Genomic DNA, 19,689 nt, shown 5'->3' on the forward strand with positions numbered 1-19,689 from the left:
GTGCCCTCCAGTGCGGCTTGAGTCGACGCCGCGTCGTAACACTCGTCCGCGGTGTCCTGCGAGGTAAGAGCGACCGTTGAGACGAGCTGCGCCACCATTTTTCCCTCCCTGACCAGCCGATACGCCGTGATCTGGTGCAGCGGATACCCTCAAGAATCCGGATCATTTCGTGACGTGCGTCACACAGGGGGATCCAGGCGGCACGGATCCCGCGACCGCAGCCGGCCCCCCGGGGGTTCGCGAGGTTTCGCGCTGACCGAACACCTCACCCAGTGGCTCGCCGCCACGATGACGCGGGATTCGCGCAGGAGGCTCTCACCGCCCTTGTCGTATGGCAGGTCGTCTTCGCATTCGTTCAGGCAGGCGGTGCTTGCTGGGGCCGAATGGTGAAGACGCGGTCGAGGCCGACGAGGGTCAGCAGGCGCAAGGTGTTGGGAGGTACCGAGGCCAGGACGATGTCGGCGCCCAGGGATTGCGCAAGCTGTCGGGCACCGAGGAGGGCGGCGATGCCGCTGGAGTCGCAGAACTCGACGCCGGACAGGTCGAGGATCAGGGATTGGCCAGGGGCCAGGCTGAGGTTGGCGGTCTGGTCGCGCAGCGCGGTCGCGTGATCGTAGTCGAGTTCGCCGGCGAGGTGGAGCACGGGACCGGTCTCGGTGTGGTCAGTGGTGATCTTCAGCGGGCTCATCGTGGTGGATTCATGGCCGAGAGCGGCGTGGTGCGGAGGTGGTGTTCGGGCCCAGTGTGAACAGGGCGGTGTCGTCGTTCAGGCCGGTACCGAAGCCCTCCAGCAGCCGGGTCAACGCGGTGATGAGCTGGTGCGGCGCGGCGGGGGCGTGGTGGGTGGCGAAAGCGCGCAGGGCGTCGTCGCCGTAGAGGGCACCGCTGGGCCCGGTGCGGGCTTCGGTCAGGCCGTCGGTGTACAGCAGCATGGTCTCGCCCGGGGCCAGGGTGGTCTCGGCGGTGACGAAGGGGGCATCGGGTAGGGCGCCGACGAGGAGTCCGCCAGGGGTGGGCAGGTACTCGGCGTGGCCGTCCGCGCGCAGGATCAGGGCCGGAGGGTGGCCGCCGGAGGCAAGACGCACGCCGGCAGGTTCCCCGTCGCCACCGGGGGTGAGGATGCCGAAGACGACAGTGCAGTAGCGCGGGTCGCCGCCGGCGGCGTACCGCTGGTGGAGCACGGCGTTGAGCGTACGGAGAGCCGCGGCGGGTTCGGGGTCGTGCAGCGCCGCGGCGCGCAACGTGTAGCGGGTCAGCGAGGTGAGCGCGGCCGCCTGCGGCCCCTTGCCGGACACGTCACCGAGGAAGAACGCCCAGCGTTCGGCGTCGATGGGAAACAGGTCGTAGAAGTCACCGCCCAGACGCACGACTGAAGCGGTGTGGTAGTAGACGGCGGCTTCCACCCCGGGCACGTCGGGGAGGGTCGTGGGGACCAGGGACTGCTGGAGGATGGCGAGGGCGTCGGCGAGACGTTTCCTGTCGGCCTCCGCTTCCCGCCGGGCCGCTTCCGCCTCTGCGCGCGCCTGCTCGGCCTCCTGACGGCGATGCAGCAGTTCCTGCTCGTAGGCGCGGCGGTCGGAGGCGTCGAAGACCGTGGTGCGAATGAGCTGCGGTTCGCCCTCACTGCCGCACTTGACGGCTGACGAGACCAGCACGGGAAGCTTGCCACCCGATTTGGTCCTCATCTCCAAGGCGATTCCGCGCAGTTCGCCTTGCATACGCAGCAGCGGGGCGAAGTGCGTTTCGTGGTAGAGCTTGCCCCCGACCGTCAGAAGGTCGGCAAAGCGGAGCCGGCCCACCACCGCTTCGCGGTCCCGGCCGAGCCAGTCCAGCAGCGTGTTGTTGATCTTGGCGATCGTGCCGTCCATCAGCGTGGACAGATAGCCACAAGGTGCCGACTCGTACAGTTCCTCCGCACTGTCTTCCAGCAGTGCGGTGAACTCCGCGTCCGCACTGGCCGCGCCGCCGTTCTCCGAGGGGGGATCCGACTCCTGGCCGGTGCGGCACATCACCGGTGGGCCGCCCCCAGGAAGTCCAGGACAGCTTGCGCGGTGGCCTCCGGCGCGCTCAGCTGCGGGCAGTGCCCGGTGGCGTCCAGGGTGACCAGTTGGGAGGAGGGAATGGCCGCGTGCACGTAGGCGCCGACCTCCCGCGGCGCGATCACGTCCTGGGAGCACTCCAGCACCAGCGTCGGCACCTTCACACTCTTGAGGTCCTGACGGCTGTCGGACAAGAAGGTGGTGCGCGCGAAGACCCGGGCGATGTCCGGGTCGGTCGCGCAGAAGCTGTTGGTCAGCTCCTGACCGAGTTCGGGCCGGTCGGGGTTGCCCATGATCACCGGTGCCATGGCGGACGACCAGCCCAGGTAGTTCGACTCCAGGGAGACGAGCAGCTCATCGATGTCCTCGGAGGAGAAGCCGCCGCGGTAGCCCTCGTCGTCGATGTAGCACGGGGAGGGGGCGACCATCACCAGCGCCCCGATCCGCTCCGGGGCGGCCTGTGCCGCCAGCACCCCCACCATGGCGCTGACCGAGTGCCCGACGAAAGCCGCTTCTCGCAGGTCCAGTTCCTCGCAGACCTCGACCACGTCCTGGGCGTAACCGGCCAGCGAGGAGTACCGGGAGGCGTTCCAGGCCGAAAGATCCGACTGACCGGAGCCGACGTAGTCGAACAGCACCACCCGGTAGCGCTCCGCCAGGGCGGGCACGACCAGGCGCCACATGTTCTGGTCGCAACCGAAGCCGTGCGCCAGCACGACCACCGGCCCGTCAGCCTGGCCGGTCACGGTCACGTTGTTCCTGCGGGCAACATCCATTACCTCATCCTGCCATCCCGGGCCCGGGGCCAACTCGCCGGACCTGCGAAGACCCGGACCCGACCTGTGTAGATCCAGTGCAGGAACGGACTCTGAGCCGCGAATTCGTAGGAGTTCACGACGCCGGCGCAAGCCGGATGCGGCGGGCGCAGCACACTCAGAACGGGGTGGGTCGGCTCCATGGAGCCGACCCACCCCGTCCTTCCTCACCGCCCCGCCCAGGCGGGAGTCCTCACGGGCGCAGAGTGTCCTTGCCCTTCTCCTTCGCCGCGCGGGCGTCGCCCTTGGTCTGCTCCGCCTCGCCCTTGGCGCGTGCGCTTTCGTTGCCGACCGCCTTGCCCGCGGTCTTCTTGGCGGCGCCGGCTGCCTGCTCCGCCTTCGCCTTCGCCTTCTGTTCGGCACTCATCGCGCGCCTCCTCAAGAGTCAGCGTCTGGTTGCTGGAACGTCTCACCGGACAGGACCTCGTCAAACCCCGAAAACTCGATGGAATGATCCCTGTGGGCGAGGGCACCGGCCGTGGTGGAGGTGGATGACAATGGGTCCCTTGCTTTTGGTTCTGCTGCTCGCCCTGATCCTTTTCGGTGCGGGCTTCGCCCTGAAGGTCCTGTGGTGGGTCGCGGTCGCCGTGCTGGTCATCTGGCTGCTGGGCTTCCTGGTCCGCACCGGTGAGGGCGCCGGCCGAAGCCGGTGGTATCGATGGTGACCTGACTTCGGGCGCACACATGGTCGGGGCGGCAGCCTTTAATGGGGTGCCGCCCCGACCATGTGTGCTCTGCTCTTTGTGCCTGCGGCGAATTACAACAGCCAGGCTCGGGGAGGGGAATTCCCGGCGGGACGGGCCGAATCCCGCAGGGACTCGCCTCCGATGCCCGCCCCGCCGCCTGTCGAGGACTGCCGGGCCCGCTTGACCTCCGGGCTCGCCGACTCGGAGCGCGGCGCACCGGATGTGAATGGCGGTCGGCAGGGTCGAACCGGCTGGACGTCGCCCGATGCGGGCAAAGGACCCATGCCGCCGAGGCCCATGCCACCGAGGCCGGTGCCAGTTGGCCGAGTCTGTCGGCTCCTACGCTGGCGTCGCTTGCTCTGCGTTCCGGGCCGCTACTCGGCGAGCCCCCTCTTCAGGGCCTTCGCGACATCCCGGGCGACGCCGAACTCGTTGAACAGCCGGCCGATCAGAATGCCGCCGCCGTGCACATGGAACGTGGTGTCCGTCTCGTGCTCATCCCGCCGGACCGTGGCGTAGGAAAGCGACGAGAGCTTGACCTTGAACTTGTCCGGTGAGCTCTCGCGCGGTTCAACGATGAAGCGGTTGTCCAGTTCCCTCTGGAGTACCGCTTCGGCGTTGTCGGAGGTGACTGATCCGGGGACCGTGACGTTGGGCATGATGACCTCCAGTGCGGGCCCCTTGGCCGCCCGCGCGCCGAATCGTCGGCATCGCCCACCTGGCGGGTGTTCCACACCCGTCCGGGTCGCGTCAGCCGACCCGACCCTTGCCATGTTTCCACGGGCTCCGGACCTACGCACCTCGTCCGACAGCCCGCGACGTCAGTTGCCGGACGATGCCCGGTCGGTCAGGCCCTCTGCTGGCAGCGGACGGGTGCGGTGGGTGCGCGGCGAGACATTGTCCTCGTCGGGGTCCGGGGGCGGGCGCCGACCGCGCGGGTCGTGGAGGCGCTCCGGCGGTTCGATCGGACGACAGGCGAAAACCGTACGTCTTACCCGACCCGGCGACCGAAGTGCTCGCCTCGTACGCCGCCATCCCGAGGCGACATGCCACGTCAGCCGGTCTTACGGCGAGCAGCGGCCGCCTTCTTCGAGGGCGCCTTGGCCTTCTTGGCCGTCGCCTTCTTCGCGCTCGTCTTCTTGGCCGTGGTCTTCCTGCCCGCGGGTTTGCCACGGGTCGCGTCCAGGCTGGCTTGGAGGGCGGTGGCGAGGCCGATGACGTCGCCCCCCGTGGGTTCCTCGTCGCCCTCGTCGTGTGGGAGCGGTTCGCCTTCGAGCTTCGCGGTCACCGCGGCCTTCAGCGCCTCCTGGTAGCGGTCAGTCTCCTCCTCCAGACGGAAGTCCTGGGAGAGCCGGTCCATCAGCGACATCATCATCCGCCGCTCCTGCGCCCGCGGTTCGGCGTCCGGCCCGGGCAGATGGAAGTCAGGGCTGCGCACTTCGTCCGGCCACAACAGTGTTTGCAGGATGAGTGATTCGTCGTGCACCCGCAGCAGCGCGGCGGCCTCCCGCGTGGCGATCGCCACCTTGGTGACGGCTACCTGCCCGGTTTCCGCGAGGGTGTCGCGGAACAACTCGTACGGCTTGGCCTGCGCCTCGGTCTGGGGGGTGACCCAGTAGGCGGTGTCGTACTGCAACGGGTCGATCGCGTCGGCCGGGATCACGGCCAGCACGTCGATCAGCCGCTTGCTGGGCAATGGAAGGCCTGCCATGTCCTCCTCGGTCAGCACCGCTTGCTGATCACCCTGCTCGTAACCGCGGGCGATGTCGTCGCGGGAGACCTCCCGACCGCAGACCTCGCAGTAGCGGCGCTGCCGGACCCGTCCGCCGTCCTGGCGGTGGACCTGATGCGCGCGCAGGTCGTGACTGCCGGTCGCGCGGGTCAGCTCGACACCGATCTGGACCAGCCCGAACCCGATCTGGCCTTTCCACTGCGGGTGTGGCATACCGCCACGCTAAGACGGGACCGGCATATGCGCAGGTCGAGCGGTCGTGTGACGGGCCGATCGGGTCACCCTGGGGGAGCGCGGTGTCGCACGGGTCGTGAGGCGGCCAGTCGTACGTTGCGGACTCCGCCCGAGAAGTGCGCCACGGGTTCCTCGGCAGGCGGGGGTAGACCGGCCGCGCGGGTCAGAACGGTGGGCGCTCTCAGCGAGGCATGGAATGTGTTCCCGCGACCAGCCGCCCGAGGCCGGTCGCGATGTGGTGGAGAGGGCATGGTCGGTACCGTGCCGTTCAGCACGTCGGGGCGGCGGCGCAGGTCCTTGCCGTACGACTCGCGGGCCTGGGGTGGGCCCCCGAGTCCCCTCGGTGCAGAGGCGTTCGGCGCCCTGCCGGTGCTGGTCGTCGCAGAGTCATTGGATGCCGCTGGGCGCGGCGCGCAGCCGGGTGTGCGAGAGGCCTGTGTAGTCGCACGGGTGGCCCGCGCCGCATCGCCTCCACGCCTCGAACACCGACTCGGCGGCGTGCCACGTCACCGGCGGCCACTCGCCGTCCTTGTCACGAAAGCCCGCCGCGCTGGGCGCAATCGGTCGTCGCCACCCGGCCTCACAGCACGTCAGGAGGCAGCGCGCTTCCATGGGCACCCGCCAGTCATCGCCGAAGGTCTGGAGTGCGGCGCGCGTCCGAGCCCGTCGCCGGCTCTCACGGCATTGCGGCTGACGGGGTCCGTCAAGCAGCGGGACGAGAGTGTCGCCGTCGAGGGAGGCGCCGCGCCCTTGTTGGCTCTGCACATGGTGGACAGGTGCAGGCCATGGGCGGAGGCTCCGTGCCGAGGCGGCTCTTGCCGGGCGCAGGCCCCGGCGTTTCCAAGCCGTCCCGCGGGCTGGTCCCGATGCTTCCGGGGACCAGGTGGTGTGGCAGGTGGCCCCGGATCGTAGGCTGCGGTCATGGATGAGATCCGGAACCCGACACCCCGTGAGGCCTTCGAGTTGCTAGTGGCTGGTAACCAGCGCTTCGTCGCTGGTGTCCCTGAGCACCCGAACCAGGATGCCGCCCGCCGCACCGAGATCGCACCGGGCCAGCAACCCTTCGCCGTGTTGTTCGGTTGCTCCGACTCCCGACTGGCCGCCGAAATCATCTTCGACCGTGGTCTGGGGGACCTGTTCGTGGTGCGCACGGCGGGCCACGTCATGGGAGCGGAGGTGCTGGGCAGCATCGAGTACGGCGTGGACGTCCTCGGGTGCCCGCTGGTGGTGGTGCTCGGCCACGACTCGTGCGGTGCAGTCGGTGCGGCGTGCGCCGCCCTGGAAGACGGTACGGTCCCGGCCGGATACATCCGTGACGTCGTCGAGAGGGTGACGCCCAGCGTGCTGGCCGCGCGTGCCGCGGGCCGGGTGGAGCCGCAGGAGATTCTGGCCGAGCACGTCCGGCACACTGTCGACCTACTCCTGGACCGCTCCCGGGTCCTCGCGGAGAAGGTCGCCGCCGGGGACACCGCAGTCGTGGGCCTGTGTTACCGGCTGACCGATGGCAGTGCGCAACTCGTCGCCTCCCGCGGCTTCGACACGCAGGCCTCTGCCCTGTCCTGACCGCTGCCGCCGCACCGTCCGCCCACTCCTGGGTATGCGGTGCGGCGGGGTACGGATGCCTCAAAAGGTGGCCGCGCGGCGCAGGTTGCCGACCGACCGTGCGTCGGCTCAGTACCCCAGGACGCGGCCCGGTTCCCGCTCGTTGATGGAGGAGGCCGTCCCGGCTGAAGGTGGGCGCGCTACGGGGGCGTTCGCCGCCGCGCGGAGGCCCGCCCATGGCGGCGCAATGGCGGCTACCGCTTGCTCACCCTTGAGGCGGCGGTGCTCGCCGTCCGGAGAAGCGGCCGAGGCCGGGTCGCCGTGCGACGAGCCGTCAGCTGATCTGCTCGGCCAGGGCCAGAATGATGCCTGAGGGCCCGCGCAGGTAGCAGAGACGGTAGATGTCCTTGTACTGCGCCACCTCGCCGATCAGTTCGGCACCGTGGAGGCGCAGGCGGGCGATCGTGTCATCGATGTCATCGACGGCGAACATCACCCGGTGCAGGCCCAGCGTGTTCGGCGGTGGGTTGTGTGAGGCGTCGCCGATCGCCGTGGGGGCGTGGTACTGCGCGAGTTCAAGTTTGCCGTGGCCGTCCGGAGTCCGCATCATCGCGATGTCACTGTGGACTCCGGCGAGTCCGACGGCCTGGTCCGCGAAGAGGCCCTCGATCTGCGCCCTGCCCTCGACCTCCATGCCCAGTTCGGTGAAGAAGGCGACGGCGGCGTCCAGGTCTTCGACAACGATGCCGACGTTGTCCATCCGCTGGAGTGTCATGACATTTCTCCCTCTGTGCGGCGTGGCCCTTGAGGTACCGGTATACCGAGGACGGACCGGGCGGCCCATTCTCGACACCCGCGGCGTGGGGGGAGTACGGAGATCTCGCCGATGCCGACCAGGTGGATCAGGTCGTCGTCCGTGGGTGATGGTCCTGCCGGGTTCGATGGGACGATCGCGCGGGGTCTGAACAGGTAGCCGTCCTCCCAGGACTCCGGCATCCCGGGTGCCGTGGTGCGCGGGCTCCGGGCCGGTTGGCGGGTCCGCATACGCCGGCCGCAGTCGTCCGCCAGCTGCGCCCCCGGCCGGGCGCAACACTCAGGCCATCGAGCGCAGTTGGTCCAGTTCGCCGCTGATCGCATCCCGCAGCAGGTCATGCTGCGGACCGAGCCTGAAGCGCTCGTCGGTCCACCGCTCACGTGGGTAGAGCCACACCGGAGCGCCCACTACAGCGGCCGGCTCCCACTCGTACCGCGGCCAGACATGCGCGTGCAGGAACGGGTCCGAGTTCCCCAGGATCTCCAGGTTGACGCGGCGGAAAGCCGGGTCCAGCCGTCCACAGGCACGCTCGACCGCTTCTCCGAGTTGGTCCATGTCGGTCAGGAACGACAGCCGCTTCGCCCTCGGCAGGTCCGACAGACGCTGCACGCCGGGATCGTCCACGAGCAGAACCGAGTAACCGGGCAGGAATTGAACGTCTCCGATCACCGCGAATCCCGCCATCAGCCGTCGCAGCACGGTCGGGTTCTCACCCCTCAACGCCGTCCCGATCCGGTCCATCCGCCAATCAGCCGTCATCGCCAAAACCTCCATCGGGGATCAAGGACCCCTCCTTGATCCCTGCCCTCCTCTGGGCACGTCCGGGTCCCCCTGCCCCTTCGTCCTGACTATCCGGCGGAATCACCCAGCGAGCGCTCGCCGGTATCCGCCTGCCGTTCGTCGTGGCGCTCGGGCGTCAACCGGCCCCTTGCCGCGAAGGGTGCGGGGTGTCGTGCGACCCACCAGAACAGGCCGCACGCCCACAGGCCCAGCCAGCCGACGGACAGGAGCCACCCGCCCAGCACGTCCGTGAACCAGTGCACACAAAGGTAGACACGAGATGCGCCGACCAGGAGCGCCCACAGGCCGGTGCCCACGACGAGCGCCGCACGCGAACGACGCTGACCCAGTGCCAGGACCAGAATGACGAGGAATCCTGCGGTCAGCGCCGCGGTGGTGGTGTGGCCGGACGGAAACGCGTACCCGCAGGCGCGCACCGCCCAGTCGGAGCGAGGCGGACGATCCAGGTGGATCCAGAGCATGATCGAGTACCTGACAGCCTGACCCGATGCCACCAATGTCCAGCCTGTGGCGCACAGCAGAAGGCTTGCGCGCAGGGTGCGCGTCGCGAGGAAGGCCGCGAGGGCGATGATCCCGTAGGGCACCACGCCTGCTCCCGAGTCGGTCAGGAGGCGGGCCGCCTCGGCGACGGGGGCGGGGCGGTGGTCGACGGCCCAGGTGAGCAGCGCTTCGTCGGGACCCAGGGCCGCACCGTGCCGGCTAATCATGATCATGGCGAGGAATCCGAAGGCGGCCAGAGCCGCCAGCCCGCCTACGCCGGCGGCATCCGTGATCACCGGCAGCCGCGGTGCGCCATCGGCGTGCTGACATCGTTGACGCAGACGAGTGAGCGAGGAAAGGCTGATCAACGACGGTTCCTTCCTCCGGGACAGCGGGCGTACACGCCGACAGCCGCCTGCACGAGCGCACACCACCTTACGTCTACATCGCTGTAGACGTGCGAGTGCGGGGGTGGTCGTGCGCTCTCCGCTCGCCCGCGTGCGTCAGGAACGTGGAGGGAGCCAGGCGGACCAGCCGTGGACCAGCGGGGACCCGGCTAGGGCGATGCGTTGCCAGCTGGTGGGGACCCAAGCGGGTCGGGGATGGCCGGGCGGGGCCAGGACGGCGACGGATTCGTGGTGGGAGGCCTCGATCACGGGCGGGCCGGCGGCGACGGAGGAGTCGGTGGCGGGGCGTGGGCTGAGGCTGGAAGAGCACCCCGCGTCGTAGGCGATGGTCGTGGTGTTTCCGGACAGCAGACATGGTGGCCGAACACCGTGGCTGCGCAGGGCGTTGGCGAGGGCCCGGTAGCGGCCGTCGAGACGGACGGCTGCCGATGCGTGCCCGCGTTCCATCACCGCTTGCGAGGCGAGATGCCCGGCGAAGAGCAAGCCGACCGCGACCAGGCACAGAAGCCGCGCACCGGTGGGCTCGGTCCGCACGCGACCTATCGCGGCCATGGCTGCCTGGGCGATCGGCAAGGACAGCAGGGCGTAAGCGGGCAACAGGAAGCGGGGAGCGAAATAGGTGAGGAAGAACAGGTACGACGCGCTGACACACACGGCGCAGACCACGGGCAGCAGCGTGGTGGCCAGGCGGCGCGCCCTCACCGCCCACACCAGGGCGATCAAGGTCAGCAGCGGCACGGCGATGAGCCAGGCAAACCGTGTTGGTTGCGGGTAGTTGAAGAGGCAGGGCCGGCACAGCAGTGGGCCGTTGGCGGTGCGCAGGGCGTTGCCCACGTTCCAGTGCGGATTCAGTCCGCCCTCGACGGCGTTGGAGTCGGTGAGCCTGGCCCGCACACCCCCGAACCGCACGTAAGCCTCGATCACCCACTCGGCCAGACCCGAGGCCAGCCCGCACACGATCGCGGCGCCGATCGTGATCCGCCGCCACCGGCCGACCAGGGCCCAGGCCGTCAGCAGGGGGACCGCCAGCCAGACGCCGTCCGGCGCTCTGATCAAAGCCGCGCAAGCGAGGGACACCGCGAGTCCGGCCAATCGCCCCGAGCTGGGCCCGTCACGACCCATGCGCACAAACAGGCCGACCGCGGCCACGGCGGCGAACGCGCTCCAGATATTGGGCATCAACTGTGTGCCGTAGTCGACCGTGACCCACAACGTGGCGAACAGCAGCGCGGCCAGTGCCGACGCCCCGGCGCCGATCAGGGGCGACCAGATCCGGAAGACGGCCAGCAACAGCACACCGGACAGCACCGCCAGATAGATACGGATCGCCATGGGGTCGGAGGTGAACAACGCCACCGGCGCGGCGATCAGGCTGGGCCCCCGCGAACGGGGCGCGCTGAAGTAGGCGGCGGGCGCACGGGGGTCGACCTGCGAGAAGTAGATCGACTCGTCCCACGAGAGGCTGGCGCGACCGACATCGGTGAGAACCAGCTGGACGACGACGTAGAAGAGCGCCACGGCCGCAAGCGGCACATCCGCCACGGGCAGGCGGCGTGGGATCGCGGTCGCGCGAGGCGTCGCCTTGACGGCGGCCAGGTTCTGCACGGCTTGCTCCGTTCGGGTTCGCGGTCGGCGGGGGAGGAGCTACTCCTCACCCTGGGTGGCTGTCGAGGAGGACGCGCGCGCGGAGCCGCCGTCACGGCTGTTCACACTGAACGAAGGCGGGAGCGGCGCCGGGCACGACTTCACCTCGATGGCGCGATGGAACACCCAGGTGCGGTAGGCCCAGAACCGGAAGACGGTCGCCACGGCGATGCCGGTGAACTTGAGGGCGTTGCCGGCGGCCGGACCATCCCACCCGAGGCCGTGGACCGCGGCGTACAGCACCCCGTTCTCGATGGCCGCTCCCGCGACGCTGAAGGCCGCGAACAGGGTCATCTCACGGCCGCGGTGATCCTTCGCGTACGTGCGATAGGTGTAGTACCGGAAGCCGACGTAGTTGAAGGCGATGGAAACCCCTGTGGCGATCACACTGGACCGCACCGTGGGCAACCCGCCCGCACCACGCAAAACGTTGAAGACGAGAAAGTTGACCCCCACACCGGCGACGCCGACGACACCGAACTTCGTCATCTCACGCAACAGTCCCGTGAACCGGGAGCTCAATGTCCGCAGGGTGACCATCCGCTCGGCCCTCCACGGGGTCGTGACGAGCCCTGACCCGTCTCGTCAACGCTAGCCCACCCACCGTGACACGGCTCGTCGATCATGGAACCGGGCTGTTGGGAGCCTCAAGCCCTGTCAGGTGGCCGGGGAACGTGTGTCTCGGCGTCGACAGCGCCCAGCGGCGGGTATCGCGTCCCGGATGAGTCCGACGGCCTTTTCGCGGCCTGCCGGCGTGAGGCCGTCCGTGCCGTGCCGGGCCGGTGGGTGCAGGGGGCGCCCAAACCCGCGTTGGGGGCCGGCCCCGGGCGAGCGGCCCTCGGGTGAGGTGCACCTCGAGCGCGCAGTCGGCCGGACTCCGCTCGCCCGTCGCCCCCGGGGAAGGCGGTGGCGGGGATGCCGTACTGGACCAGCGCAGTCCAGTACGGCCGCGGGACGAGGGCTCATCGAGACGGCTGCCCTTGAGCCTTTCTGGCCGAAGCGCCACGTCTTGCCGGCGTGGCCCAGCAGCCCAATGGCACACTGCCGCTGTGAGCGAGGCACAGTCGGCGGGCGGCAGCGGGCATCCGGACGAACCGCACAAGGCGGGGCTCGGGGCCCGGTTGAACTGGTTGCGCGCTGCGGTACTGGGTGCCAACGACGGTGTTGTGTCGATTGCAGGCCTCGTCGTGGGCGTCGCCGGGGCGACCAACTCCCGTTCGGCTCTGCTCACCGCGGGGATGGCCGGACTCCTGGCCGGCTCGCTGTCGATGGCCGTGGGGGAGTACGTCTCGGTCAGCACCCAGCGCGACTCGGAGCGGGCGGCGCTCGCCAAGGAGCGCACCGAGCTGGCAACCGATCCCGAGGCCGAACTGGCCGAACTGACCGGCCTGTTGGAAGACCGCGGTCTGACACCCGCCCTGGCCGCCGAGGTCGCGGAACAGCTCACGGAACGAGACGCGTTGCGCGCGCACGCCAGCGTCGAACTCGGCATCGATCCGCAGGCACTCACCAACCCCTGGAACGCGGCCATCGCGAGTTTCACCGCCTTCACCGTCGGTGCCGCGCTCCCCCTCCTCGCCATCGTGCTGCCCCCGAGTTCGGTTCGGCTCTCGGTGACCGTCGTCGCCGTCGTCGTCGCGCTCGTGTTGTGCGGTTGGTCGAGCGCCCGGCTCGGCGAGGCGCCAGTGGCACGAGCGATCATGCGCAACGCGGGCGGCGGTGCCTTGGCCATGGCCGTGACCTACGCGGTCGGCACGCTGCTCGGTGCCGCCGGGGCCTGACGCCTCGTCGGGGGTGGGATCTTGACCGTCCCGCAGATTCTCCGAACCGGGTTCTGGACGAGATGGTCGGCAAGCTGACGGTCCTGACCCCGAAGGGGAACGCTCGGGGTCAGGACCGTGCATCACGGTTCGGTGTGGTTCACGCGGCGTTGAGCGCGGTGTCGTCGATGACGAAGTTGGTCTGCAGTGAGGAGCCCTCAGTACCGGTGAACTTGAGGGCCACCGTTTGTCCGGCGTAGCTGGAGAGGTTGAAGGAGTACAGGGTGTAGCCGGTGTTCTGGTTGAGGTTGGAGTAGGGGGCGAGGTTGGTGCCGTTGACGGTCACCGTGAGCTTGTCGCAGGCGGTGGCGCCGGTCTCGGCGGTGTCGATGTGGAAGGTGTGCGTTCCGTGCGAGGACTGTGCTCCTCGGCGCTCCGCCAAAAGTCGCGCAAGGCGACGACGAGTGCCTCGGGCGCCTCTTCGGCGGTGTGGTGTCCGGAGACGATCGGGCCCCCCGACCAACTGGCCGCCCGCCCAGTGGTGGCGCATGACGGTCAGGCAGTCACCGGCCATGGCGCGCTTGGAGTACGGCCTGTGCCGTTCGTCGGTCGGTGGCTTTCCCGACTCGCCGTAGCCGCGCAGGTCGGGGCGGACGACCGTGCGACCTGCCGCGACCAGCAGGGAGGTGACGCGGTACCAGGTCACGTGCCTGCGTGGGTTGCCGTGCAGAAGACGCGGGTGTAGCGCGGCTGGCCCCTGGGCCTCTCGACTGATCGCCTGGCACGGCGAGCACATGCCTCGCGGTGCTGGGCGTGCCGCCTGAGGCCAAGGCCTGTGTGCAAGCACAGCCTGCCGGACCGACCCCTGCCTGGTCGTCAAGGTGGCTCCGGTCGGCGAGGCCGCCGCCTGATCCCGGCCTGACTGATCCCCGAGGCCGCCCGCCTCATCCCGGCCTGACCCGTCCCCGTCCCCGCCCCGCGCGAGTTCGGTCAACCCGTCCTGACCAGGCCCCGGTCGGCGCGGTGTGACGAGGACTCGCGGCGCGCCGAGCGGAAGAGCGCGTGCAGCACCACCGCGGTCAGCGTTCCGGCCACCACGCCGCTGCCCAGCACGGTGCCGACCCAGCCGGGGAATCCCGCGTAGAGGTTCGGCGCCACCACTGGCAGCAGTCCGGCCGCGATCGCCAGACCGGCCACTGTCGACTGTGACCGGTCTGCCAGTTCGGCACGGCCCAGCATCCGGATGCCGAGCACCGCGATCGCCGCGTAGATCACCAGTGAGCTGCCACCCACCACCGACGCCGGTATCCCGGCCAGCAGCCGGGGGACCGGCCCGGCCAGCCCGACGACGATCAGCAGCACTCCGGCGCCGGCCGTGACGAACCGGCTGCGCACACCGCTGAGTTGGTTGACCCCGATGTTCTCCGAACTGGTCAGCAGCATCGACGTACCGAAGGCCCCGCCGACCAGCGACAGCACCGCGTCGGCGCGCACCACCCTGGGCACGTCCCGCCCCGGATCCGGTGTACGTCCCGACGTCTCGCTGTTCAGCACCGTCTGCCCGGTGGCCTCGGCCAGCGAACTGAGCGCGAACACCAGCAGCGGCAGCGCGGCCACCGGGTCGAAGTGCGGTGCGCCGTAAGGGAACAGGTCGGGCAGTGCCGCGCCGTGACCGCCACCCGTGGTGAACCGCCCCAGGCCGGTACCCACCGTGAGCACCGCCCCGGCCGCCATCCCGAGCAGCACCGCGGCCTGACGCCAGGCACCCCGGAGCACCGCCATGCAGACCACGGTGCACGCCACCGTCAACCCGGCCGCCCCAACCGCGGACGGTGCGGGAGACGGCGCGGTGCCGATGACCAGTTGGGCCGCGACCCGCACCATGGTGACCCCGATCAGCATCACCGTGACACCCATCACCAGGGGCGGGAACAGGCGCACGATCCGCCCGTAGAACGGGGTGACCGCCAGCAGCAGCGCGGCGGCCAGCAGTGCCGAACCGCTAGCCGTGGCGGCGCCGTGCGCCTTGGCGATCTGGAGGAAGAGCGCAGCCGCCGCCCCGCCCGGCAGCATCACGAACGGCAGCCGCGCCCCGAGTCCGCGCAGGCCCCGCACGCCGAGCGACTGCACCAGCGCACCCACCCCGCACAGCACCAGCGTCGCGCCGAGCAGCGAGGCGGTCCGCCCGGCGGACAAGCCCAGGGACTGACCGGTCAGGAAGGTGGTGGAGACCGGTGCCGCGACCATCGCCAGGACGTGCTGCACCGACAGCGGCACCAACCGCCGCAGCGGCGGCAGTTCGTCGACGGGGGCCACCGCGGCGGTCTCCGGATGGGCGGTCCGCCCGGCGCCGCCGGACCGCTCGGGCTGGCGGTCCCGCTCTGGGCGAACGTCCGGCCCGGCGCTCACGACAGCGCTCCGCGGGTCAGCCACGGCAGCTCGTCCGCGGAGTAACGGTAGGAGCGGAAGACCGCGTTGGGCTCGGCCGGGAAGAGCCGCTGGACCTCCGACTCGCGGTACGCGCCGAAGTAGGGAACCACGTACTCCCAGCACACCAGGCCGTCCCCGGTCACCTCGAAGAGCCGGCCGCAGGGGGAGTCGGTCACCAGGGTGTTGCCGTTCGGCAGCCGCTGGGCGCTGCCCATGAAGGGCGCGAAGAACGCCTCGCGAGCCGGATCGTGGTACTCCCAGGTGATCTTCCCGCTGCCCCGCTCGATCTCGATGACCCGGGAGAACGGCACGTCCCAGCCGGGCCGGAAGACCCCGTTGTCGAAAACCAGCAGGTTGCCGCCGGGCAGTTCGGTGGGACAGTGCTGCTGGGAGACGGCGCCGGGTTCGGTGCGCCAGAGGATCTCGCCGGTGGCCCGGCTGATGACGACCACCGCGGAGACGCTGCGCAGGCTGGCCAGGATGTTGCCGTCGGCGAGCGGCGAGACGCTGTTGATGAGCGGCCAGTGCTCGCGTGAGTAGTCCGGGTGGAGGGCGTACTCGTCGCGGTCGAGGTGGTCGGCGGCCCGCCAGGTCCAGGTCACCGCGCCGTCGGTGCCGACCTCCTTGATGGTGTCCGCCCACACGGTGCCGTCCGGCTCGGAGCCGGCGACGCCACCGCGCACCGCCGCCGCCTGCGCACCGCGCAGCGGCTCCAGAGCGGTGTACAACAGGCGGCCGTCGTCGTAGTGGTGGGCGTCGTGGTGCTGGAGCGGGTCGCGGTGCTCACGGATGACCGTGCCGTCCGGGGCGGCTTGGAGCATCACACCGCCACGGTACTTGTGCCACATCGGGAAGAGCGCCGGCTGGCCGGGCATGACTCCGTTGTACGCGAGCACCCCGCCGGGCAGGATCCGGGCGTGCCGGCCCGGACGGTACGGGAGGTTCCACTGGTGGACCACCGCGCCGCGCAGGTCGATGAGGTAGACCTCACCGGTGCCGGTGAGCGGGGCGAAGAGGGTGTAGCCGTCGAAAGCGGCATCGGGGTCGAGGGCGATGAGCCCGGTGCCGCGGCGACGGCGGGTGTTCTGGTCGATCACGGACATGTCGGTCTCCTGTCCTACGCGCACATCAAACTTTCTTTGATGAGAGTGAAGCGAGTTTGACAGTAGTGGGCAGGTGTGTCAGCACTGTGAACAGAGGAAAAATCCGTGCGGAGGCCGTCGGGCCATCGCGACCCGTAGTGGACAGGGGCTCGATGTGGTGGACGAATCGGCGGCGCCGCAGGTCGGAGCCGGGATCCGGCGCAGGCGCAGGGTGTTGGACCTCACGCTCGCCGAGGTCGCCTCCCGGACCGCCCCGTCGGTGCCGTTCCTCAGCCAGGTCGAGAACGACCGCGCCCGCTCCAGCATGCGCTCGCTCCAGTCCATCGTCGACGCGCTCGGCACGACGGCCGTCCAACTGCTGTCGGCCGCCGACGGCCCGCGCCGGGTGGACGTCGTGCGGGCCGAGGGCGACCCGGGGCTGGCGAGCGCGCGGGAGGGCGGCGCGCGGTCGCTGGTGCGCGGGCAGCACCAGCTGCACGCCCTGGAGTTCGTCGGGGCGCACGACGCCGACCGTGAATTCGAGCATCGCAACGATGAGTTGATGTCCGTCGCCGACGGGGCCGCCGAGGTCGTGGCGGAAGGCGCGACGCGTCACCTCCGTCGAGGTGACACGCTCCACCTCACGGGCAGGGTGCGACACCGTTGGCGCGCGGTGGAACCGGGCACCCGGGTCGTGCTGGTGGCCGTCGCCGACCACGTCGACGTCACCGCAGGCCCGCCCCGCTGACGGGAGACGGCCCGGGAAGGGTGCGGAGCACGACGAGTTGGGCTTTCGCCTTCAACTGCCTGTCGATACCTTCGACTGCCTGTCGATAACGGTGACGACCTCGACATGCCCCCTTCCGGCAGCACCTGGCCCCAGCAGCTCGCCAGATCGGGCTGCACAGCGACGCGCCGCACAACCCCCGCCTTACAGCGGTCGGTCTTTGCCGTTCCCATCTCCCGGCCACCGGCGAGCAACGCTGAGGCGGCCACCCGCGTCCCGAGCCGCATCGGGCCAGTCCGGCTAGAGGTCGATGACGACCTTGCCCTGTACGTGCCGACCGGCCTGGAGCGCAGCCGCGCTGCGGATCTGCTCGATCGGGAACCTCGCCGCCACAGGCACCCGTAGATGGCCTGCCGCGACGAGGCAGGCGATCTCTTCCAGGACCCCGGGAGCAGCGTTCGCCCCGTTGGCCGCCGCCACGCCGTCGACCTGCGCGGCGATGGTGCAGATGCGGCTGTCCGGGACGCCGAGTTCCCTTGCGACGTGCACTGTCTCCATCCCGTGCAGGTCGATGGCGGCGGTGATGCCGTTAGGGGCGAGCGCTCGGACCCGGTCGGCCAGGCCGTGGCCGTAGACGACCGGCTCGGCTCCGAGAGCGCGCAGATGATCGGCCGATGCCGCCGATCCTGTCCCGATCACGCGCGCTCCTGAGACCCGGGCCAGCTGGACGGCGAAAACCCCGACTCCGCCCGAGGCGCCGCCGACCAACAGGGTGTCGTCCGGGCCGGGGTTGACTGCCGCGAGGGCGGCGGAGGCGGTGCGGCCCGCGATCGTGAGGGTGGCGGCAGTGCGGTCGTCGACGCCGTCAGGCGTGTGGTGGACCTCGTTCGCCGCGGTCCCCCCGGCCGAGTCGACCACCACGAAGTCGGCGACCGCGCGGGACAGGGCGCCCCCGAACACCCGGTCGCCGGGTGCGAAGCCGGTCACCCCGTCGCCGACCTGGTCCACCACACCCGCGTAGTCGGTCCCGAACCCGGCCGGCAGGGTCAGGCCGAATCGGGCGGCAGCGTCCGCGTCGGCGGTCATGATCCAGTCCATCGGGTTCAGGCCGGCCGCGGTGACCCGCACGCGGATCTGCCCAGGACCGGCCTCGGGCGCAGGAATCTCGCAGACGTTCAGGACCTCGGGGCCGCCGAACGAGTGCAGCTGGACGGCCCTCATTCCGCCTGTGGGCGGTTGCTTGCTCTGTGCCTGCATGTGGGCCTGACTTCTCGGTAAGGGAAGTGTCGAAGCGGACTATGCTCCGTTTACATGAATGACCGTAGCACAACCGGAGCGCGATCCGTTTCTGCTCCAGCGAAGGTCCGTGCGCCAAGGGCGGATGCTGTGCGCAACCGTGACCAGTTGCTCGCGGTGGCGACCCGCGTCTTCATGTCGGCCGACACCGAGCCGTCGATGCGCGCGATCGCTGCTGAGGCCGGGGTCGGCATCGCCACGCTCTACCGGCACTTCCCGACCCGCCAGTCACTGGTCGACGCCGTCTACCAGGACCAGGTCGTGCGGCTGACGACCGGCGCCCGCGAACTACTCGGCCAACTTCCGCCTGCTGCGGCGATGCGACGCTGGATGGACCTGTTCGGGGACTGGATCGCCGCCAAGAACGGCATGCTCGACACCCTGCTGACGATGATCGAATCGGGTGAGATCACCCATGCCCGGACCCGAACCGAACTGCTGACGGCCATCACCACGATTCTCGACGCCGGCCGAGCGGCAGGCGACCTCCGCTCCGACGTCACCGCCGAAGACATCGCCGCCTCGCTCATCGGCATCTTCACCGTGGCCCCCCGGTCCAGGCACGAAGCCAAGGCCGACCGCCTGCTCAACATCCTCATGGACGGCCTGCGGCCCGCCCGGCTGAGCCACCTCGGACCGCCGGACGGCAGCGCAGGGTGACGAGCCGGCGCTCCGTCCAGGTGACTCCGCAACCCTGACCAGGTGGGGAGGGCCTTCGTCGCTTGAAGTCAGTCAAGCGACGAAGGCGCCGCGTCCCCGCGTACCGACGCGAGCACTACCCGCCTGGCGGCGCAGATGTACCGCTGGGTCGCACGCCCTCGCACGGCCTGCCGCCGCCTCTCATGCCCCCAGTCACCTCCGTCGATGGCCTCCCGCCTCGGCGCCGCTCGCGTGCCGTGGCGGCCGGGCATCGGCTCCGGCACGGGCACGCTCATCCGTCGTGCTCGTCGGGGGCCGGATCGTACTCGCCGGGGTCTGGCCGCTTGCCGACGCGCACGATGACCGCGTCCGGCTCGCCCTGGCGCTCGGCGAGGAGGCGAGCGGACGCGAGGAGCTTTCTCGTTCCGCGGTGGCCGTAGACCGTGAGGAACAGGTGGCGCCCGCCCGGCGCCTCCATGACCACGGTCCGCTGACGCCACAGCGGCAGCGCGCGGACCCACCACCGCCACCGCCCCCTCGTCCTGACCATCGCCGGATCCG

20 protein-coding genes and 1 pseudogene are annotated in these 19,689 nt (G+C 70.2%); 5 read left to right on the forward strand and 16 right to left on the reverse strand.

The window, feature by feature from the left end; genetic code table 11:
• Positions 1–355 precede the first annotated feature (355 nt).
• From CK485_RS07855 to CK485_RS07870, 4 genes are all read right to left on the reverse strand, one after another.
• Entirely contained in the window at positions 356–688 is a 333-nt protein-coding gene (locus CK485_RS07855) for an STAS domain-containing protein (RefSeq protein WP_109448383.1), read from the reverse strand.
• A 10-nt stretch (positions 689–698) separates the two neighbouring features.
• Complete coding sequence (locus CK485_RS07860) at positions 699–2,009, reverse strand: SpoIIE family protein phosphatase (RefSeq protein WP_109448385.1); 1,311 nt, start codon at positions 2,007–2,009, stop codon at positions 699–701.
• On the reverse strand, positions 2,009–2,815 hold the full coding sequence (locus CK485_RS07865; RefSeq protein ID WP_109448387.1) for an alpha/beta hydrolase: 807 nt from the start codon (positions 2,813–2,815) through the stop codon (positions 2,009–2,011). Before CK485_RS07865 ends, CK485_RS07860 begins: the two co-directional genes overlap by 1 nt.
• Before the next feature lie 232 nt (positions 2,816–3,047).
• Positions 3,048–3,221 (reverse strand): CsbD family protein, encoded by a 174-nt coding sequence (locus tag CK485_RS07870; RefSeq protein WP_109448389.1) that lies wholly within the window; start codon positions 3,219–3,221, stop codon positions 3,048–3,050.
• 130 nt (positions 3,222–3,351) lie between these two features.
• Here CK485_RS07870 and CK485_RS07875 point away from each other — a divergent pair, with 130 nt between their 5' ends.
• On the forward strand, positions 3,352–3,519 hold the full coding sequence (locus CK485_RS07875) for a hydrophobic protein (RefSeq protein ID WP_109448303.1): 168 nt from the start codon (positions 3,352–3,354) through the stop codon (positions 3,517–3,519).
• Positions 3,520–3,914: 395 nt separating this feature from the next.
• On the opposite strand, the gene CK485_RS07880 is transcribed toward CK485_RS07875, so the two are convergent.
• The gene (locus CK485_RS07880; RefSeq protein ID WP_109448391.1) at positions 3,915–4,199 is read right to left on the reverse strand and encodes a hypothetical protein; all 285 of its coding nucleotides are present in this window, start codon (positions 4,197–4,199) and stop codon (positions 3,915–3,917) included.
• Between the two features lie 395 nt (positions 4,200–4,594).
• Positions 4,595–5,485, reverse strand: coding sequence for a Ku protein (locus CK485_RS07885; protein ID WP_109448393.1), 891 nt, complete (start codon positions 5,483–5,485; stop codon positions 4,595–4,597).
• Positions 5,486–6,427: 942 nt separating this feature from the next.
• On the opposite strand from CK485_RS07885, the gene CK485_RS07895 reads away from it, so the two are divergent.
• A complete protein-coding gene (locus CK485_RS07895; protein ID WP_109448397.1) occupies positions 6,428–7,069 on the forward strand; it encodes a carbonic anhydrase in 642 nt (213 codons plus the stop codon).
• A 313-nt stretch (positions 7,070–7,382) separates the two neighbouring features.
• Here the strand turns inward: CK485_RS07895 and CK485_RS07900 are convergent, their stop codons facing one another.
• The 5 genes from CK485_RS07900 to CK485_RS07920 form a co-directional block, all read right to left on the reverse strand.
• On the reverse strand, positions 7,383–7,823 hold the full coding sequence (locus CK485_RS07900; protein ID WP_109448399.1) for a VOC family protein: 441 nt from the start codon (positions 7,821–7,823) through the stop codon (positions 7,383–7,385).
• 318 nt (positions 7,824–8,141) lie between these two features.
• Entirely contained in the window at positions 8,142–8,621 is a 480-nt protein-coding gene (locus CK485_RS07905) for a diadenosine tetraphosphate hydrolase (protein WP_109448552.1), read from the reverse strand.
• 89 nt (positions 8,622–8,710) lie between these two features.
• Complete coding sequence (locus CK485_RS07910; RefSeq protein ID WP_146214503.1) at positions 8,711–9,511, reverse strand: phosphatase PAP2 family protein; 801 nt, start codon at positions 9,509–9,511, stop codon at positions 8,711–8,713.
• Positions 9,512–9,646: 135 nt separating this feature from the next.
• Complete coding sequence (locus tag CK485_RS07915) at positions 9,647–11,155, reverse strand: hypothetical protein (protein ID WP_109448402.1); 1,509 nt, start codon at positions 11,153–11,155, stop codon at positions 9,647–9,649.
• Between the two features lie 39 nt (positions 11,156–11,194).
• Entirely contained in the window at positions 11,195–11,734 is a 540-nt protein-coding gene (locus tag CK485_RS07920; protein ID WP_109448404.1) for a GtrA family protein, read from the reverse strand.
• A 509-nt stretch (positions 11,735–12,243) separates the two neighbouring features.
• Between CK485_RS07920 and CK485_RS07925 the strand changes: the two genes are divergently transcribed.
• Entirely contained in the window at positions 12,244–12,975 is a 732-nt protein-coding gene (locus tag CK485_RS07925; protein WP_109448406.1) for a VIT family protein, read from the forward strand.
• 523 nt (positions 12,976–13,498) lie between these two features.
• Here the strand turns inward: CK485_RS07925 and CK485_RS07935 are convergent.
• From CK485_RS07935 to CK485_RS07945, 3 genes and pseudogenes are all read right to left on the reverse strand, one after another.
• A pseudogene (locus CK485_RS07935) lies at positions 13,499–13,750 on the reverse strand (alpha/beta fold hydrolase); the annotation flags it as partial.
• A gap of 194 nt (positions 13,751–13,944) precedes the next feature.
• Positions 13,945–15,363: a solute carrier family 23 protein gene (locus CK485_RS07940; RefSeq protein ID WP_241968208.1), complete on the reverse strand. Its 1,419-nt coding sequence runs from the start codon at positions 15,361–15,363 to the stop codon at positions 13,945–13,947.
• Positions 15,360–16,487 carry an aryl-sulfate sulfotransferase gene (locus CK485_RS07945; protein WP_109448408.1) on the reverse strand — a complete coding sequence of 376 codons (1,128 nt, stop codon included), beginning with the start codon at positions 16,485–16,487 and terminating at the stop codon, positions 15,360–15,362. The genes CK485_RS07940 and CK485_RS07945 overlap by 4 nt, the downstream gene beginning before the upstream one ends.
• 157 nt (positions 16,488–16,644) lie before the next feature.
• On the opposite strand from CK485_RS07945, the gene CK485_RS07950 reads away from it, so the two are divergent.
• The gene (locus tag CK485_RS07950; RefSeq protein ID WP_109448556.1) at positions 16,645–17,214 is read left to right on the forward strand and encodes a helix-turn-helix transcriptional regulator; all 570 of its coding nucleotides are present in this window, start codon (positions 16,645–16,647) and stop codon (positions 17,212–17,214) included.
• 279 nt (positions 17,215–17,493) lie between these two features.
• On the opposite strand, the gene CK485_RS07955 is transcribed toward CK485_RS07950, so the two are convergent.
• Positions 17,494–18,450 carry an NADP-dependent oxidoreductase gene (locus tag CK485_RS07955; protein WP_109448410.1) on the reverse strand — a complete coding sequence of 319 codons (957 nt, stop codon included), beginning with the start codon at positions 18,448–18,450 and terminating at the stop codon, positions 17,494–17,496.
• 54 nt (positions 18,451–18,504) lie between these two features.
• Here CK485_RS07955 and CK485_RS07960 point away from each other — a divergent pair, with 54 nt between their 5' ends.
• Positions 18,505–19,149 (forward strand): TetR/AcrR family transcriptional regulator, encoded by a 645-nt coding sequence (locus tag CK485_RS07960; RefSeq protein ID WP_109448412.1) that lies wholly within the window; start codon positions 18,505–18,507, stop codon positions 19,147–19,149.
• Between the two features lie 271 nt (positions 19,150–19,420).
• On the opposite strand, the gene CK485_RS07965 is transcribed toward CK485_RS07960, so the two are convergent.
• Positions 19,421–19,678: a hypothetical protein gene (locus CK485_RS07965; protein WP_109448414.1), complete on the reverse strand. Its 258-nt coding sequence runs from the start codon at positions 19,676–19,678 to the stop codon at positions 19,421–19,423.
• Positions 19,679–19,689 lie beyond the last annotated feature (11 nt).

The organism is Streptomyces sp. ICBB 8177 (assembly GCF_003144095.1).
Classification (GTDB): domain Bacteria; phylum Actinomycetota; class Actinomycetes; order Streptomycetales; family Streptomycetaceae; genus Streptantibioticus_D.

Coding starts and splice junctions, on each gene's coding strand:
- CK485_RS07900 (WP_109448399.1), bottom strand. CDS start 7,823: ATGACACTCCAGCGGATGGACAACGTCGGCATCGTTGTCGAAGACCTG.
- CK485_RS07855 (WP_109448383.1), bottom strand. CDS start 688: ATGAGCCCGCTGAAGATCACCACTGACCACACCGAGACCGGTCCCGTG.
- CK485_RS07945 (WP_109448408.1), bottom strand. CDS start 16,487: ATGTCCGTGATCGACCAGAACACCCGCCGTCGCCGCGGCACCGGGCTC.
- CK485_RS07905 (WP_109448552.1), bottom strand. CDS start 8,621: ATGACGGCTGATTGGCGGATGGACCGGATCGGGACGGCGTTGAGGGGT.
- CK485_RS07955 (WP_109448410.1), bottom strand. CDS start 18,450: ATGCAGGCACAGAGCAAGCAACCGCCCACAGGCGGAATGAGGGCCGTC.
- CK485_RS07880 (WP_109448391.1), bottom strand. CDS start 4,199: ATGCCCAACGTCACGGTCCCCGGATCAGTCACCTCCGACAACGCCGAA.
- CK485_RS07920 (WP_109448404.1), bottom strand. CDS start 11,734: ATGGTCACCCTGCGGACATTGAGCTCCCGGTTCACGGGACTGTTGCGT.
- CK485_RS07865 (WP_109448387.1), bottom strand. CDS start 2,815: ATGGATGTTGCCCGCAGGAACAACGTGACCGTGACCGGCCAGGCTGAC.
- CK485_RS07885 (WP_109448393.1), bottom strand. CDS start 5,485: ATGCCACACCCGCAGTGGAAAGGCCAGATCGGGTTCGGGCTGGTCCAG.
- CK485_RS07960 (WP_109448412.1), top strand. CDS start 18,505: ATGAATGACCGTAGCACAACCGGAGCGCGATCCGTTTCTGCTCCAGCG.
- CK485_RS07870 (WP_109448389.1), bottom strand. CDS start 3,221: ATGAGTGCCGAACAGAAGGCGAAGGCGAAGGCGGAGCAGGCAGCCGGC.
- CK485_RS07860 (WP_109448385.1), bottom strand. CDS start 2,009: ATGTGCCGCACCGGCCAGGAGTCGGATCCCCCCTCGGAGAACGGCGGC.
- CK485_RS07875 (WP_109448303.1), top strand. CDS start 3,352: ATGGGTCCCTTGCTTTTGGTTCTGCTGCTCGCCCTGATCCTTTTCGGT.
- CK485_RS07965 (WP_109448414.1), bottom strand. CDS start 19,678: ATGGTCAGGACGAGGGGGCGGTGGCGGTGGTGGGTCCGCGCGCTGCCG.
- CK485_RS07895 (WP_109448397.1), top strand. CDS start 6,428: ATGGATGAGATCCGGAACCCGACACCCCGTGAGGCCTTCGAGTTGCTA.